At 72.0% G+C, this 15146-nt stretch carries 14 protein-coding genes; 5 read left to right on the forward strand and 9 right to left on the reverse strand.

Going from position 1 to position 15146, the window contains the following annotated elements; all coding sequences use genetic code 11:
• Positions 1–3 precede the first annotated feature (3 nt).
• The gene (locus D0D28_RS21130) at positions 4–1605 is read right to left on the reverse strand and encodes an ABC transporter substrate-binding protein (RefSeq protein WP_116111727.1); all 1602 of its coding nucleotides are present in this window, start codon (positions 1603–1605) and stop codon (positions 4–6) included.
• A 158-nt stretch (positions 1606–1763) separates the two neighbouring features.
• On the opposite strand from D0D28_RS21130, the gene D0D28_RS21135 reads away from it, so the two are divergent.
• A complete protein-coding gene (locus D0D28_RS21135; RefSeq protein ID WP_116111746.1) occupies positions 1764–2477 on the forward strand; it encodes a FadR/GntR family transcriptional regulator in 714 nt (237 codons plus the stop codon).
• A gap of 261 nt (positions 2478–2738) precedes the next feature.
• Here the strand turns inward: D0D28_RS21135 and D0D28_RS21140 are convergent, their stop codons facing one another.
• A complete protein-coding gene (locus D0D28_RS21140; RefSeq protein ID WP_116111728.1) occupies positions 2739–3401 on the reverse strand; it encodes a TetR/AcrR family transcriptional regulator in 663 nt (220 codons plus the stop codon).
• A gap of 96 nt (positions 3402–3497) precedes the next feature.
• Here D0D28_RS21140 and D0D28_RS21145 point away from each other — a divergent pair, with 96 nt between their 5' ends.
• Genes D0D28_RS21145 through D0D28_RS21155 form a run of 3 tightly spaced genes read left to right on the forward strand, consistent with a single transcriptional unit; the run spans position 3498 to position 7134 of the window.
• A complete protein-coding gene (locus D0D28_RS21145; protein ID WP_116111729.1) occupies positions 3498–3983 on the forward strand; it encodes a 2Fe-2S iron-sulfur cluster-binding protein in 486 nt (161 codons plus the stop codon).
• Complete coding sequence (locus tag D0D28_RS21150) at positions 3980–4972, forward strand: FAD binding domain-containing protein (RefSeq protein ID WP_116111730.1); 993 nt, start codon at positions 3980–3982, stop codon at positions 4970–4972. Before D0D28_RS21145 ends, D0D28_RS21150 begins: the two co-directional genes overlap by 4 nt.
• On the forward strand, positions 4969–7134 hold the full coding sequence (locus tag D0D28_RS21155; RefSeq protein ID WP_116111731.1) for a xanthine dehydrogenase family protein molybdopterin-binding subunit: 2166 nt from the start codon (positions 4969–4971) through the stop codon (positions 7132–7134). Before D0D28_RS21150 ends, D0D28_RS21155 begins: the two co-directional genes overlap by 4 nt.
• A 48-nt stretch (positions 7135–7182) precedes the next feature.
• Here the strand turns inward: D0D28_RS21155 and D0D28_RS21160 are convergent, their stop codons facing one another.
• A complete protein-coding gene (locus D0D28_RS21160) occupies positions 7183–7797 on the reverse strand; it encodes an RICIN domain-containing protein (protein ID WP_094004132.1) in 615 nt (204 codons plus the stop codon).
• Between the two features lie 187 nt (positions 7798–7984).
• Between D0D28_RS21160 and D0D28_RS21165 the strand changes: the two genes are divergently transcribed.
• Positions 7985–8935 carry an ArsR/SmtB family transcription factor gene (locus D0D28_RS21165; RefSeq protein ID WP_116111732.1) on the forward strand — a complete coding sequence of 317 codons (951 nt, stop codon included), beginning with the start codon at positions 7985–7987 and terminating at the stop codon, positions 8933–8935.
• Positions 8936–9203: 268 nt separating this feature from the next.
• Here D0D28_RS21165 and D0D28_RS21170 read toward each other — a convergent pair whose 3' ends face one another.
• The 6 genes from D0D28_RS21170 to D0D28_RS21195 form a co-directional block, all read right to left on the reverse strand.
• A complete protein-coding gene (locus D0D28_RS21170) occupies positions 9204–10802 on the reverse strand; it encodes a solute symporter family protein (protein WP_116111733.1) in 1599 nt (532 codons plus the stop codon).
• Positions 10799–11134, reverse strand: a complete 336-nt coding sequence (locus tag D0D28_RS21175; protein WP_094004135.1) for a DUF485 domain-containing protein — start codon at positions 11132–11134, stop codon at positions 10799–10801. Before D0D28_RS21175 ends, D0D28_RS21170 begins: the two co-directional genes overlap by 4 nt.
• A gap of 77 nt (positions 11135–11211) precedes the next feature.
• On the reverse strand, positions 11212–12951 hold the full coding sequence (locus tag D0D28_RS21180) for a cation acetate symporter (RefSeq protein ID WP_094004136.1): 1740 nt from the start codon (positions 12949–12951) through the stop codon (positions 11212–11214).
• Complete coding sequence (locus tag D0D28_RS21185) at positions 12951–13295, reverse strand: hypothetical protein (RefSeq protein ID WP_094004137.1); 345 nt, start codon at positions 13293–13295, stop codon at positions 12951–12953. Before D0D28_RS21185 ends, D0D28_RS21180 begins: the two co-directional genes overlap by 1 nt.
• Entirely contained in the window at positions 13295–14059 is a 765-nt protein-coding gene (locus D0D28_RS21190) for a LytR/AlgR family response regulator transcription factor (protein WP_094004138.1), read from the reverse strand. Before D0D28_RS21190 ends, D0D28_RS21185 begins: the two co-directional genes overlap by 1 nt.
• A complete protein-coding gene (locus tag D0D28_RS21195) occupies positions 14056–15123 on the reverse strand; it encodes a sensor histidine kinase (protein WP_116111734.1) in 1068 nt (355 codons plus the stop codon). The genes D0D28_RS21190 and D0D28_RS21195 overlap by 4 nt, the downstream gene beginning before the upstream one ends.
• Positions 15124–15146: the final 23 nt, after the last annotated feature.

The following is a 15146-nucleotide window of genomic DNA, read 5'->3' on the forward strand; positions in this document are numbered from 1 at the left end:
CGCTCAGGCCGGCTTGGCCTGGTTGAGGTAGATGCCCGGGTAGCCCTGCGCCCGCACCCCGGTGATCTTCTGCGCGTTCCACGCGGTGCCGAGCTGGGTGAACACCACGGGGTAGATGACCGCCTGGTCGGAGATCATGTCGAGCAGCTGCTTGGTGAGCTGGTTGCGGCGGGTCTCGTCGTTCTCCCCGGCGGCCTGGTTCTGCAAGTCCAGCAGGGCCTGCGACTCCGGGCCGGTCCAGCGGGCGTAGGTGGTCATCAGCACCGACGTCTTGTCGTAGTAGTAGCGCGTCAGCAGGTCCGGGTCGTTGCCGAACTGCAGCGGGTTGTTCGTGGTGGCGACGACCTCGAAGTCCTTGCCGCTGTCCAGTTTGGAGAACAGCGCCTTGGTGTCCTGCGAGTCCAGCGTGGTGGTCACGCCGATCGCGTCCCAGCCCTCCTTGATGACCTTGACGCAGTCGGTGACCAGCGAGGTGTTCGTGGTGGACAGGGTGATCGCCAGGTTCGTGACCCCGGCCTGCCGCAGCAGTTGCCTGGCCTTGTCCGGGTTGTAGGTGAAGTCGTTGGCCGCGGGCTGGGAGGCGGGCAGCTTCGGGTTGATGAACGAGGTCGCCGCGGTTCCCGCGCCCTGCAGGCCGATCTGGATCATCTTCTGCTTGTCGATGGCGTAGTGCAGGGCCTGCCGCACGAGTTTGTCGTCGAACGGAGCGTGGGCGGTGTTGAACATCAGGAACAGGTTGTTGCCGCCGTCGGCGAACTCGACCGTGCGGCCGGACCTGCGCAGCTGGTCGGCGTTGGCGGGCGGGATGTTGTCCACGATCTGCGCTTCCGGATTGGCCCCGGAGATGGCCGCGACGCGCGGCGCGGCGTCCACGATCGACTTCCACAGCATGGACTGGTAGGCCGCCGGGCGCGGGCCGTTGTACTCGGCGAACTTCTCGAAGCGGGTGTAGGACAGCGGGGCCTGCTCGACGACCTTGTACGGGCCGGAGCCGACGACCTTGCCGCCCGCGGCGTCCTTCCACTTGCCCTCGAAGACGTGCTTGGGGCAGATCTTGGCGGTCTGGATGCGCTTGAGGGCGTACGGGAACGGGTGCTTGAGCACGAACTCCACGGAGTTCTCGCCGGTCTTGCGCACCTCGGCCAGCCAGTCCGCGAAGAAGCTGTGGACCAGCACCTTCTCGTTGGGGTCCAGCACGCGGGCGTAGGTGAAGACGACGTCGTCGGCGGTCACCGGGGTGCCGTCGTGCCACTTGGCGCCGTCGCGCAGCTCGAACTCCAGGCTGGTGCCGGTGAGGTCGGACGGCAGCGCCTTGGCCAGGCCGGGGAACGGGTCGCGGGTGATCGGGTCGCCCTCGACCAGCGATTCGTAGCAGTGCAGGTTGGCGGCCATCGAAAACGCCGACGCGGTCTGCAGCGGGTCCCAGGTCTGGTTGTTGCCGTAGCCGATGACCGCGGTGAGCGTGCCGGTGGAGCTGCCGGTGCTGTTGGTGGATGCCGGTCCGCCACAGGCCCCCAGGGTGACCGAGAAGGCCGCGGCCGTGCCGGCCAGTCCGGTGTACCGCAGGAAATCGCGGCGGCTGAGACCGGACAAGCTGTGCGACATGACGTCTCCTGACTTGTGCGTCGTTGATCAGGCCGGAGCAGGAAGTAGGACGTAGGACGTCCATCGACCGGGTGAGAGTAAACAGCGGCGCGACCCGTGGTCAAGGGGTCTGACGTAGGATGTCCGGAAATTCGGCGGTCAGAGGCGGGGAGTTGGACGTGGCACGCCCTCAGCTCGGCGACGAGATCAGCAAACGGATCATCGACCTGATCATCGAGCGGGACCTCCCGCCCGGCTCGCCCATGCCCACCGAACTGGACCTGATGGCCGACATCGGGGTGAGCCGCAATTCCATCCGGGAGGCCATCCGCGCGCTGCGGGCGCTGGGGATCGTCGAGGTGCGGCACGGGTACGGCACGTTCGTCGGGTCCGCCGGGTCCGAGGCGCTGCGCACGTGGCTGCTGTTCCGCACCCGCACCCCGGGCGCCGGCACCACGGGCCGGCTGCGGGACCTGCTCGAGGTGCGGGAGATGCTGGAGACCGAGCTGACCCGCCGGGTGGCCCGGCGGCACCGGCCGGAGCTGATCTCCGCGCTGCGCGAGTGCGTGACGCGGATGCGGAGCAAGGGACCGGACAGCGCGGCCGCCGACCGCGAGTTCCACGACCTGATCTGCGCGGAGGCGGGGTTCGATCTCGCTCGTGAGCTGACGCGGTTGTTCTGGGACGTGTACCGGGCGGCGGAGTCCGAGCTGGGTGGGCCGGCGGGGTCGGCGGTTTCGACGGCGAAGCGGCATCAGGCGATCGTGGATGCCCTGGTGGCTGGGGATGCGGATGCTGCCGAGGAGGCTGTGCATCGGCACTTCGATGAGGTGCGGAAGCGTGCGAAGGCTGGCAAGTACGGGGGGTTTGGGGCTGCTGCTCCGGGTTTGTAGGGGGCGCTACGCGGGTTTCTTGCGCTACGCGTGTATTTACTGCGCCGGCTTCGCTTCGCTACGCCCGGATTGCCCCTCCCGAACCCGATCTTTCAGTGTTCGGTTGCCGAGAAGCGGCGTCAAGGCTGGAAAGAGTACCTTGACCCCGCTGCTCGGCAACCGATGTGGCTGGGGATCGGGTTGCGGGAGAGGGGTGGCTCGTGGGGGTGTTGGCTTGCGTTGCCGGGTGGCGGTTTTGTGGTTGGTGGGGGCGATCTTTTTTTAGTCGTGGGGTGGGCGCAGTGTTGGTAGGCCTGCGGCCAGTGCGCGCAGCATGCGTTTTGCCGTGGGGGCGAACTTGATGCACAGCGCGGCGATCACCGGGTCCTCCGCGTAGAGCTTCGCCATCACCGGTGGTGGGTTCGCGGCCGGGTACAGCAGCGCGGCGAACCCGGCCGCCGCGGCGACCAGTTCGCGTGCCTCCTCCTCGGTCAGGTCCGGGCGGGCCCGTGCGACGGCCGACGCCACCTTCGCCAGCGCCTCCGCCGTCCGGAGCTTGAAGGCGCGCGCCGCCTCGACTGTGACGTTGTGCTCCAGCGTCGTCGAGCTGTGGGAGAGCAGGTCGCAGAACAGGGGGCGCTCTTCGAGTGTGTCGACCAGGGCGTCGAACACCGCATCGGGTGAGGACGCCTCGCCGATGCGTGCCAGGACAGCCGTCTCCCAGGCGTCGAACTCCTGGCGCGCGAGCTCCAGGTAGATCTCCTCACGGGTGGTGAAGTACCGCGCCAGGTTCGACTTCGCGAGCCCGACCGCGGCCGCCACACCGCCCAGGCTCACGTTCCGCACACCCGACGTGAGCGCGAGCTCCCGCGCCGCCGCGAGGATCGCCTCGCGTCGCTGCTGCTTGTGCTCCGGGCGCCGCGCGCGGAGGAACTCTTTCGACATCGCCGGATCAGTCTACGACCCCCGATTAGAGAACGCCGTCCTCTTGTTAAGAGGACGGCGTCCTGCTAGCTTCGGAACAAACCGGGAGGAGCCGACATGGTCGAGGTGTCACTGCGGGTCAACGGGTCCGCGCAACGGCTGGACGTCCAGCCCCAGGTGAGCCTGCTCGACGCGCTGCGCGAGGAGCTGGGCCTGACGGGCACGAAGAAGGGCTGCGACCAGGGCGCGTGCGGGGCGTGCACGGTGCTGGCCGACGGTGACCGCATCAACTCCTGCCTCGCCCTGGTGGTGCAGTACGACGGTCGGGAGATCACCACGGTCGAGGGCCTCGGCCACCCGCTGCAGGCGGCGTTCGTCCGCGCGGACGGCCTGCAGTGCGGCTACTGCACGCCGGGCCAGTTGTGCTCCGCGGTGGGCATGCTCGCCGAGCACAAGGAGGGCGCGCCGAGCGCGGTCACCGAGCACCTGACCACCTCCCCCGAGCTGAGCGACGAGGAGATCCGCGAGCGCATGAGCGGCAACCTGTGCCGCTGCGGCGCCTACAACGGCATCGTCGAGGCGATCCGGGAGGTCGCGGAATGAGATCGTTCACCTACGTCAGCGCCCCGGACGTGCCGTCCGCGCTCGCGGCCGTCGCCGGGGGCGACGCGAAGTTCCTGGGCGGCGGCACGAACCTCGTCGATCTGATGCGGGAGGGCATCGAGCGGCCGGGCACCGTGGTCGACGTCAGCCGGTTGCCACTGACCGGCGTCGAGGAACTGCCCGGCGGCGGTGTCCGCATCGGCGCGCTCGTGCGGAACAGCCGCCTCGCCGCGCACCCGGTGATCCGGGCCCGGTACCCGGTGCTGGCCCACGCGATCCTGCACGGCGCGTCGGCCCAGCTGCGGAACATGGCGACCGCCGGCGGCAACCTGATGCAGCGCACCCGCTGCCTGTACTTCTACGACGACGCCGCGCCGTGCAACAAGCGCACCCCGGGCAGCGGATGCGGCGCGCTCGACGGGTTCGCCCGCGCCGGCGCCGTCCTGGGCGTGAGCGACTCCTGCATCGCCACCCACCCGTCCGACCTGGCCGTCGCGCTGGTGATGCTGGACGCCGTCGTCGAGGTCGAGAGCACTCGCGGGACCCGGCGGATCCCGATCGGTGACTTCCACCGCACACCCGGCGACACCCCGCACCTGGACACCACTGTGGCGCCCGACGAGCTGATCACCGCCGTCGAGCTGCCGCCGGTGCCGGTGGCCGCGAACTCCCGGTACCGCAAGGTCCGCGACCGCGCCTCCTACGCCTTCGCCCTCGTCTCGGTCGCCGCCGCGTTGCGCGTCGAGGGCGGGGAGATCGCCGAGGCGCGGGTGGCGCTGGGCGGTGTCGCCACGAAACCGTGGCGCGCGGCCGAGACCGAACGCCTGCTGATCGGCGAGCCGGCGACCGACGAGACCTTCCGGCGAGCCGCCGAAGCGGAACTCGCGCCCGCGGTGACCCGCGAGGCCAACGCGTTCAAGGTCGGCCTGGCCACCCGCACGATCGTGGCGACCCTGCGTCAGCTGGCGACCGGCGGAGGTGCGGCATGAGCGTGATCGGCGCCCCGCTGGACCGCCGCGACGGCCCGGCCAAGACCACCGGAGCGGCCCGGTTCGCGGCCGAGCACCTCCGCCCCGGCCTCACCCACGCCGCGCTCGTGCACGCCACGATCAGCCGCGGCCGCGTCACCCGCCTCGACACCACGGCGGCCGGCGCCGTACCCGGCGTGATCGCGGTGCTGACCCACCACGACGCGCCCCCGCTGAAGCCGGCGCCGAAGGTGAACCCGCTCAACCTCAGCACGCTCGCCTCCGGCACCTCGGTGAACTACCTGCAGACCGACGAGGTGCACTTCGACGGGCAGCCGATCGCCGTCGTGGTCGCGGAAACCTCGGCCGCGGCGAAGGAAGCGGCGTCGCTGGTGCGGGCCGAGTACGCTCCTTCACCATCCACAGTGGACTTCGCCGCGGCGGCGCCGCACGCGAAGAAGCAGCCGAACAACCCGGTCTCCCCGGGCGAGGCGAAGAAGGGCGACGCGGAGAAGGCGTTCGCCGCGTCGCCGGTGACCGTGGACCACCGGTACACCACGCCGCCGCACCACCACAACGCGATCGAACCGCACGCGACCATCGCGGAGTGGGACGGCGACCGGCTGACCGTGCACGACGCGACCCAGTCCATCGACTGGTGCCGCACGCACCTCGCGATCCGCTTCGGCGTTCCCGTCGGCAACGTCCGGGTGATCGCGCCGTTCGTCGGCGGCGGTTTCGGCGGCAAGGGCATGGTCTGGCCGGGCACGATCCTCGCCGCGCTGGCCGCCCGCGCGACCGGACGGCCGGTGCGGCTCGCGCTGACCCGGGAAGGCGTGTACCGCACGGTCGGCGGCCGGACGCCGTCGATCCAGCGCGTCGCGCTCGGCGCGGACCAAGACGGCAGGCTGACCGCGCTGATCCACACGAGCGTGAGCCGGACCGGACGCGTCGGCGGCATGCCCGAGCAGGTCACCTCGCAGTCGCGGCACCTCTACGCCGCGGAGCACATCCTGGTCCAGGCGAGCACGGTCGAGCTGGACCTGGTGCCGAACACGGCGATGCGGGCGCCCGGCGAGTCGATCGGCACGTTCGCCGTCGAGTCGGCGATCGACGAACTGGCCGTCGAGCTGGACGTGGACCCGATCGAGCTGCGCCTGCGCAACGAGCCGGAGCGCAACCCGCTGGACGGCAAGGAGTTCACGCACCGCAGGCTGCGCGAGGCCTACGAGCTGGGCGCGCGGCGGTTCGGCTGGCGGGACCGGACCCCGGAGCCGGGCTCGATGCGCGACGGCCGGTGGCTCGTCGGCATGGGCGTGGCCACCGCCTACCACCCGGCGTGGCTCTTCCCCGCCAACGTCACGGTGCGGCTCTCGGCCGACGGCACGGTGCTGCTGCGCTGCGGCTTCCAGGAGATGGGCATGGGCGCGGCGACCGCCCAGGCGCAGATCACCGCGAACGCGCTCGGGGTGCCGGTGGACGCGGTGCGCGTGGAGTACGGCGACTCGGCGTTGCCGATGGCGTCCACCGCGGGCGGTTCGACGCAGACCGCGAGCGTGGCGGCCAGTGTGGTCGAAGCGGCGGAGAAGCTGAAGCGGCGGCTGCGGACGAGGTCCGGGGACGACCTGGTGGCGGCCGTGCGCCGGGCGGGGGTGCCGCACGTGGAGGTGTCCGTCGGCTCGGACACCCGGCTCGGCCGGATCGCCGGGCAGGCCCGGTTCATGGGCCGGTTCCTGCGTGACCGGCGGCTGGTGCGGGCCGCGTCCGGGGCGCAGTTCTGCGAGGTGCGGGTGGACCCGGACACCGGTGAGGTGCGGATCTCGCGCTGGCTCGGGGTGTTCGACATCGGCACGGTGGTCAACGCGAAGACCGCGGCGAGCCAGCTGCGCGGCGGGATCGTGATGGGCATCGGGATGGCGTTGTCCGAGGAGACGCTGGTCGACCCGCGCACCGGGCGGATCATGAACCCCAGCCTCGCCGAGTACCACGTTCCCGTGCACGCCGACATCCCGCGCATCGACGTGGCCATGCTGGACGACCCGGATCCGACGATGCCGCTGGGCGTCGTCGGCGCGGGTGAGGTCGGCATCACCGGGGTCGCCGCGGCGGTCGCGAACGCGGTCCGCCACGCGACCGGGCGGCGGGTGCGCGACCTGCCGATCACGCTGGACAAGGTGCTCTGACCCGGTGAGTGCCGGGCGCCGGTGCGGCGCCCGGCACTCGTCAGGCCGTCAGAACCACCACTGGTTCTTCGCGCCCGCCACGTACTGCCACAGCTGCACGACGGTGCCGTTGCGGTTGCTGGTGTTCAGGTCCGCGTCGAGGTACCGGCCGCTGTGCACGTTCTGCAGCCGCAGGTAGCCCTCGGGGATCTCGCTGACCGCGAACCACTGGTTCTTCGCGCCCGGGACGTAGTCCCACAGCTGGACGACGGTGCCGTTGCGGTTGATCGTGTTCAGGTCGGCGTCGAGGTACCGGCCGCTGTAGGCGTTCTGGAGCCGGTAGTAGCCCTCGGGGATCTGCCGGATGTACCAGCCCTGCTGGGCCGCGTACTCGTCGCAGGCCCACAGCTGCACCTTGGTGCCGTTGCGGTTGATGGTGTTGAGGTCGGCGTCGAGGCAGCGCGTCGGGTCCGAGGCCGGGCCGAGCAGGTAGGCCTGCTCGTCGGCCATCGTGGTGATGCCGCCCTTGACCTGGTTCGGGTGCGCCGGACGCAGCACCAGCCCGTCCAGCGACGTGACCGGCTCGCCGTTCTGCTGGGCGGCGCCCGCGCTGGGCGCGACGAACAGCGAAAGCAGGCCGGCCAGCAGCGCCGCGGCCGCGAACGGCCGCTTGAGTCTTCTCATGAATTCCCCATTCCGTGACGGGGCGCGGAATCCTCCGGCCGCACCCCGGAGACTGGATCTTCCCCACGCGGGCGCTCCGGCGTCGACCACATTTCCTGGCCGCTCAACAACGCTGTTCAGCGGTGTAACGGACCGGCATCGCGAACGATCTCCCCAGTGCTGACGTTCGTCGCGGAAAGGATCGCCGGTGCGCCTGGAGCTGAAGTCGCGCGATCTGACCCGCGTCGGGCTGTGCAACGTGGCCGATCCGTGCTGGGAGCTGGCGAGCAGCGTGCGGCTGCTGCGGGACGACGACGAGGTGGCGTTCGGCTGGTGGCGCCGCCGGGTCCGCGGGCGGCTGCCGGAGTCGTTCCCGGTGCTGCGGTGGCTCTACGGCTCGGGGGAGGTGCCGGAGTTCCTGCTGCCCGCAGGCGGTGACCTGGCGTCCGGGCTCGCCGCGGTGCTGGAGACGCCGCCGGACCGGGTGCGGACCGCGCTGGCGGGGCTGCCGGAGCCGCGGGGCCTGCCGCCGTGGGCCGCGGCGCTGCGGTCCGGCGCGGACGCCGCGTTGTCGCGGCTGGTGCAGGCGTTGCGGGAGTACTTCATGGCCGCGCTGGCGCCGCACTGGGACAGCGTGCGCGCCCGGGTCGAGGTGGACCGGCAGGCGCGCATCCAGGCGCTGGCCGACGGCGGGGTGGACGGGCTGCTGGCCACGCTGCGCCCGGTGCTGCGGTGGGAGCCGCCGTACCTGGTGACCGGTGTGGCGAGCCCGGGCGCACCACGGCGGACGGCCGGGGTGCTGCTGGTGCCCACGTACTTCGCGGTGCAGCCGTGGCTCGTGCCCGGTTCGGCCGGCCCGGTGCGCCTTGGATACCCCGCCCTGGCGGAGGACCCGCGCGTCCGCCGCGCCCCGCACGCCACCCCGCGGGCCCTCGCCGCGCTGCTGGGCCCAACCCGCGCGGCGGCGATGACCCTGGCGGCCGCGGGCTGCAGTACGTCGGACCTGGCGGCGCGCCTGGGCGTGACCCCATCCGCGGCGAGCAAGCACATGTCGGTGCTGCGCGCGGCGGGCCTGATAGCCAGCCACCGCAACCGCAACACGGTGCGTCATTCACTGACCCCGCTGGGAATCGCACTGGTGGACGGCGCGTCGGCGTGAGTTTCTGATCCGGAGTCGGCGGGGTTGCGCCGGGCTGCTGGGCCCGCACCGCGGCGGCGCGAGGGGCGCGTCAGGCCTGGTTTCGGTGGGCGTTGCGCCTCGGCGGGAGTGCGCCGGGGTGGCGCGAAGCCGGGTACCCCGGCGCCCGGCTCGTGGGTCGTGCGCCGCACCCGCCGGGCGGCGAGTCCGCCCGCGGGAACGGCCCCCGGCACAAACGAGCCCCCGGCACCAGGGCAGGGGTGCCGGGGGCTCGGGCGAGGCGCGGCCGCTAGTGCGCCGTCGCCTTCTCGGCGCCGGCGCCGGTCAGCGAGCGGACCTCCATCTCCGCGTGCTTGTGCTCGTCGTGCTCCTTCGACAGCAGCGTGCCGATGATGCCGAGCAGGAACGACGCCGGGATCGACACCAGGCCCGGGTTCTGCAGCGGGAACCAGTCGAAGTCGGCGTTGGGCAGCATCGACTTCGGCGTCCCGGACACGGCGGGCGAGAACACGATCAGCGTGATCGTGATCGCCAGGCCGCCGTAGATGCTCCACAGCGCACCCGAGGTGTTGAACCGCTTCCAGAACAGCGAGTACAGGATCGTCGGCAGGTTCGCCGACGCCGCCACCGCGAACGCCAGCGCCACCAGGAACGCGACGTTCTGGTTCTTCGCCAGGATGCCGCCGACGATCGCGACCGCGCCGATCACCACCGCGGTGATCCGGGCGACCCGCACCTCACCGTTCTTCGTGTCCACCTGGCCCTTCTTGATCACGTTGGCGTAGATGTCGTGCGCGAACGACGCCGACGCGGTGATCGTCAGGCCGGCCACCACGGCGAGGATCGTCGCGAACGCGACCGCGGCGATGAACCCGAGCAGCACCGGGCCGCCCAGCTCCAGCGCCAGCAGCGGGGCCGCCGCGTTCTCCGACCCCGGCGCCTTCCGGATCGCGTCCGCGCCGACGAGCGCGTTCGCGCCGTAGCCCAGCACCAGCGTGAACAGGTAGAACAGGCCGATCAGCGCGATCGCCCACACCACCGAGCGGCGTGCTTCCTTCGCGGTGGGCACGGTGTAGAACCGCATCAGCACGTGCGGCAGCCCGGCGGTGCCCAGCACCAGCGCCAAACCCAGCGACAGGAAGTCGATTTTGGACGTTTCGGTGGCGCCGTAGCGCGCACCCGGGTTCAGCACCGCTTCGTTGGACCGGTCGACCGCGCCCTGCAGCAGCGCCGACAGGTTGAGCCCGTACTTGGCCAGCACCCACACGGTCATCAGCGCGGCACCCGCGATCAGCAGGACCGCCTTGATGATCTGCACCCAGGTCGTGCCCTTCATGCCGCCGACCAGCACGTAGATGATCATCACGACGCCGACGACCGCGATGACCACCGACTGCCCGATCCCGCTGGACACGCCCAGCAGCAACGAAACCAGCACACCGGCGCCGGCCATCTGCGCCAGCAGGTAGAAGAAGCTCACCGCGAGCGTGGACGTCGCCGCCGCCGCGCGCACCGGCCGCTGCCGCATCCGGAACGCCAGCACGTCACCCATGGTGAACTTGCCGGTGTTCCGCAACAGCTCGGCGACCAGCAGCAGCGCGACCAGCCACGCCACCAGGAAGCCGATCGAGTACAGGAACCCGTCGTAGCCGTAGACCGCGATGGCACCGGCGATGCCGAGGAACGACGCGGCCGACAGGTAGTCACCGGCGATCGCGACGCCGTTCTGCGGACCGGTGAACGCCCGCCCGGCCGCGTAGTAGTCCGACGCGGTCTTCGTGTTCCGGCTCGCGCGCAGCACGATCACCAGGGTGACGACCACGAACAGGCCGAAGATGCTGATGTTGAGCGCGGGGCTGCTGCCCGCGACTCCCGCGGCGAGGGTCATCGCGCGCCTCCCTCGACTTCGTCACGGATGCGGTCGGCGATCGGGTCCAGCTTCCGGTTCGCGAAGCGGACGTACAGACCGGTGATCAGGAACGTGGACACGAACTGCAGCAATCCCAGCAGCAGCCCGACGTTGAAGTTGCCGACCAGCTTGATCGACATGAACCCGTGCGCGTAGTCGGCGAGCAGGACGTAGAGCAGGTACCAGCCCAGGAACAACGCGGTCATCGGGAAGACGAAGCCCCGCAGCCTTCGGCGCAACTGCGCGAATTCGGGGCTGGAGTGAACGCGCGTCCACTCCTCGTGGCCGAGATCGTGCTCAGTGGCCGCCACTGGAGACCTCCTTGTCGTGTGGTGGCGGACACGTTAGGAGGTCACCACGAGTGGTGCCGCGCCGTGACGACCAACCGTCAGCGGGCGCGACGAACGGTCGACGAGCGGTAGCGGAAACCGGTCGAACGGCGGCGCGGCGCGGCCTGCCGCGGCGGGTTCTCGTCCAGGTGCAGCCGCAACATGGCGGTGATCGCCCAGGCCGGCGGCCGTCCACGCAGGGACACCACCACCATGGTGCCGAAAGCCAGCGGAACCGACCAGGGCGCGGGCTGGGCGAGCAGGATCGCGAGCACGCCGTCCACCTCGGCCCCGGCCATCGTCGCGAGGATCGCGCCGGAGGAGGCGAGCAGCCCGGTGAGCACTCCGGCGATCGCGCCGCGCGCCGTCAGCCGCGGCCACCAGATCCCGAGGACGAGCAGCGGGCAGAACGTCGACGCCGCCACGGTGAACCCCCACGTGACGAGCACGCCCGCGTCCAGGTGCACGGCGAACAACGCGAGCAGCACCACCGCGGCCGCGGCGGCGACCACGGTGCCGCGCAGCCGGGCCAGCCCGCCCGGCGCGAGGTCGTGCGCGATCGCGCCGGACACCGCCAGCAGCAGGCCGAGCGAGGTGGCGAGGAACGCGGCGAACGCGCCCGCGGTGAGCAGCCCGGTGAACAGCGTGCCCGCCCAGCCGGTGTCGACCTGCAGCGGCAGCGCGACGACCGCGGTGTCGGTGGCGCCGGACAGGTACAGGTGCGGCACCAGGACCCGGCCGAGCACGCCGTAGACGCCGGGGAAGACGTAGAACGCGGACAGCAGGGCCACGGTCAGGGCGGCGGTGCGCCGGGCGGCCCGGCCGTCCGGACTGGTGTGGAAGCGCATGATCACGTGCGGCAGGCCCATGGTGCCCAGCACGATCGCGACCAGCACGGCGAGCGTGCCCAGCAGCGGGTGGCCTTCGTTGTTGAGGTTGAGCAGCGGCCGTTCCCACCCCGGGGCGCCCGGCGCGGCGACGCCCTGGACCCGGGGGACCGGTTGCCCGGCGAGGAAGACGAGTTCCTCCCCGGCGGCGAAGGTGTGCGGGCCGGTGGCGAGCGTGACCGGGGTGCCGTCGGGTTCCCTGGCCTGGATGGGCTCGGGGGCCTCCAGGGTGACGTCCACGCGGAAGACCACGTGGGTGTCCTGGCGCAGCTGGGTGAACTCGGCGGGGTGCAGGGCCTCGTCGCGGACGGCGGCGCCGGCGGTGATCGCCAGCCACAGCGCGGGCACGGCGAACAGCACGACCTTCAGCACGAACTGGAAGGCCTGCACGTAGGTCGCCGCACGCATCCCGCCGAGCGCGAGCGTGGTGGCGACGGCGGCCCCGGCGAGGACGACGCCGACCCAGTAGGGCGTGCCGCTGACCACGCTCAGCACCAGGCCGGAGGTGCGGAACTGGGGCACGAGGTAGAGCGCGCCGATGACGAGCACGACGACGGCGGCGAGCCGGCGCAGCGCGGGCGAGGCGAGGCGGGCTTCGGCGAAGTCGGGCACGGTGAGCGCGCCGGAGCGGCGCATCGGCGCGGCGACGAGGACGAGCATGGCGATGTACCCGGCGGTGAAGCCGACCGGATACCAGAGCGCGCCGACACCGTCCTTGACGACGAGCCCGGCGACGCCGAGGAACGAGGCCGCGGACAGGTATTCGCCGGACACGGCGGCCGAGTTGAGCAGCGGGGTGACCCGCCGGGAGGCGACGAGGAAGTCGGAGGTGGTGCGCATCGCGGCGACCCCGCGCAGCCCGATGAGCAGCGTGACGAGGACGACCGGGGCGACCGCGAAGAGGCCGACCATCAGCGCCTCTCGGCCCGTTCCGCGCGGCGGAGGTGCCAGTGTCCGAGCACGATGAGCAGCGGGTAGGGCCCGACCGCCAGGATCAGCCAGGAGACCGGCACCCCGCCGAGGCGCGTGTGGTCGAGCGCGGGCCAGAGCGCGAACAGGGCGGGCAGCCCGGCGAGGATCGCGAACAGCAGCAGGAGAGCGGCGACCGCGCGGCGGCGTTGCCGGCGGTAGTTCCGCAGGGCGCGCTCGGCGTCCGCGGCTTCGAGGCGGGGCAGCCGCCAACGCCCCCGCTGCCGCCGGCGCGCATGGGCGAGCCGGGTCTGCGGACTCATCACGGCGACGCGGCGGTTGGGCATCAACGCCCCCGCTGGTTCAGCTCGCTGCGCTGCGCTGCCCGCAACAGGCGTTCCCGCAGCTCACGGGCGTGCCGGCGGCTCACCGGGACGTCCCCGGCCGCCGTGTGCGCCAGCAGCCCGCCCACCGAATCACTCCGCAGCTCGCGCACCGCGTCCAGCGCCACCAGGAACCCGCGGTGCACCCGCACGAACCCGCTGCCCTCCCAGTACTCGGCGAGCCGCGAGATCGGCATCCGCACCACGTGCACCCCGCCGCCGGTGTGCAGCTTGACGTAGTCGCCGTGTGCCTCGACGAACAGCACCTCGCTGCGCCGCACGTACCGCGTCCGCCCGCGCGACTCCACCGGCAGCGCGGCCAGCGCGTCGGCCAGCTCGGGGGACCGAGCCGCGCCCGCGGGCAGCATCCGCAGCACCTTCCCCAGCGCGGCCGACAACCGTTCCGCGCGCACCGGTTTCAGCAGGTAGTCCACCGCGCCGATGCCGTACGCGGTCACCGCGTGGCCGTCGTGCGCGGTGACGAACACGATCACCGGCGGTTCGCTCAGCTTCGCCAGCAGCCCGGCCAGCTCCAGCCCGTCCAGGCCGGGCATCGAGATGTCCAGGAACACCGCGTCGAACCGCTCGTTCTGAATCATCCGCAGCGCGGTCAGCGCGTCACCGGCGCCGGTCACCTCCGCCACCTCGGGGGCCTCCCGCAGCAGCTGGCAGATGTCCTCGAGCGCGGGCGGGACGTCGTCCACCGCGAGCACGCGCAGCCCGGTCACGGCAGGATCACCCCGGGCTGGAACATCGGCACCCGCACCACGACCCGCGTGCCCGCGCCCGGCGCGGTCTCCACGACCAGGCCGTACCACGGGCCGTACACGGTGCGCAGGCGCCGGTCGACGTTGGCCAGCCCGAAGCGCTCGTCGTCGCCGGAGAGCACCGCTTCGGCGTCCGCGGGGGGCATGCCGACGCCGTCGTCCTCCACGCTGATCACGCAGTCGTTCCCTTCCGCCTCGCCGCGCACCGACACCGTGCCGGGCCTGCCGAGCGGCTCGATCCCGTGCCGGATGGCATTCTCGACCAGCGGCTGCAGCACCAGGTAGGGCACCGGCACGGCGAGCACGTCCGGCGCGACGCGGATCTGTACGCGCAACCGGTCGCCGAGGACGGCCCGCTGCAGCGCGAGGTAGGTCTCGATGGCGTGGAACTCGTCCGCGAGCGCGGTGTACTCGCCGTGCTTGGCGAGACTGTGCCGGATGTAGTCGGCGAAGTCGAGCATCAGCTCGCGGGAGCGGTCCGGGTCGGAGCGCACCAGCGAGGCGATGACGGTGAGCGCGTTGTAGACGAAGTGCGGGGAGATCTCCGCGCGCAGCGCCCGCAGTTCCGACTGGGCGGCCCGTTCGGCGGAGGCCTCCAGCTTGCCCCGCTCCAGCGCGGCGGACACGAGTTTCGCGACCTCCTGCACGGCCCCGCGCGGCGCCTCGCCTTCGACGACGAGCACGCCGGCCAGCTCGTCGTCGACGTCGAGGGGCACCGCCCGCAGCGGCGCCTTCCCGCCTGGGGTCTCACTGTGCAGGACGGCGGAGACGAGTTCCCGGGCGGCGTCCTCGTCGGCGGGATGGCCGGCCCAGGTGATGGCGCCGGAGAGGTCGGCCAGGCCGGCGGCGGGCACGCCGAGCAGGGACCGGACGCCCTTGGCCGCCGCGCGGGTGCCCGGCCCGGTCAGCCCGTCGCTGAGGTGCCCGGCAATGCGCCGGGCGGCGGCGAGCACGTCGGCGGCGTCCGGCGCGCGCCGGGCACGCCACAGCGCACGCACCCCAGCCGACTCCTCCTCGGCGACCACCGAACCTCCCAACACCCACGACG

Origin of the sequence: Amycolatopsis ruanii (genome assembly GCF_003385175.1) — a bacterium.
Classification (GTDB): domain Bacteria; phylum Actinomycetota; class Actinomycetes; order Mycobacteriales; family Pseudonocardiaceae; genus Amycolatopsis_E; species Amycolatopsis_E thermalba.

What these genes read in the sequence shown, in the direction of transcription:
- D0D28_RS21170 (WP_116111733.1), bottom strand. Translation starts at nt 10,802, where the DNA reads ATGACCCTCGCCGCGGGAGTCGCGGGCAGCAGCCCCGCGCTCAACATC.
- D0D28_RS21180 (WP_094004136.1), bottom strand. Translation starts at nt 12,951, where the DNA reads ATGGTCGGCCTCTTCGCGGTCGCCCCGGTCGTCCTCGTCACGCTGCTC.
- D0D28_RS21155 (WP_116111731.1), top strand. Translation starts at nt 4,969, where the DNA reads ATGAGCGTGATCGGCGCCCCGCTGGACCGCCGCGACGGCCCGGCCAAG.
- D0D28_RS21140 (WP_116111728.1), bottom strand. Translation starts at nt 3,401, where the DNA reads ATGTCGAAAGAGTTCCTCCGCGCGCGGCGCCCGGAGCACAAGCAGCAG.
- D0D28_RS21130 (WP_116111727.1), bottom strand. Translation starts at nt 1,605, where the DNA reads ATGTCGCACAGCTTGTCCGGTCTCAGCCGCCGCGATTTCCTGCGGTAC.
- D0D28_RS21150 (WP_116111730.1), top strand. Translation starts at nt 3,980, where the DNA reads ATGAGATCGTTCACCTACGTCAGCGCCCCGGACGTGCCGTCCGCGCTC.
- D0D28_RS21160 (WP_094004132.1), bottom strand. Translation starts at nt 7,797, where the DNA reads ATGAGAAGACTCAAGCGGCCGTTCGCGGCCGCGGCGCTGCTGGCCGGC.
- D0D28_RS21145 (WP_116111729.1), top strand. Translation starts at nt 3,498, where the DNA reads ATGGTCGAGGTGTCACTGCGGGTCAACGGGTCCGCGCAACGGCTGGAC.
- D0D28_RS21185 (WP_094004137.1), bottom strand. Translation starts at nt 13,295, where the DNA reads ATGCCCAACCGCCGCGTCGCCGTGATGAGTCCGCAGACCCGGCTCGCC.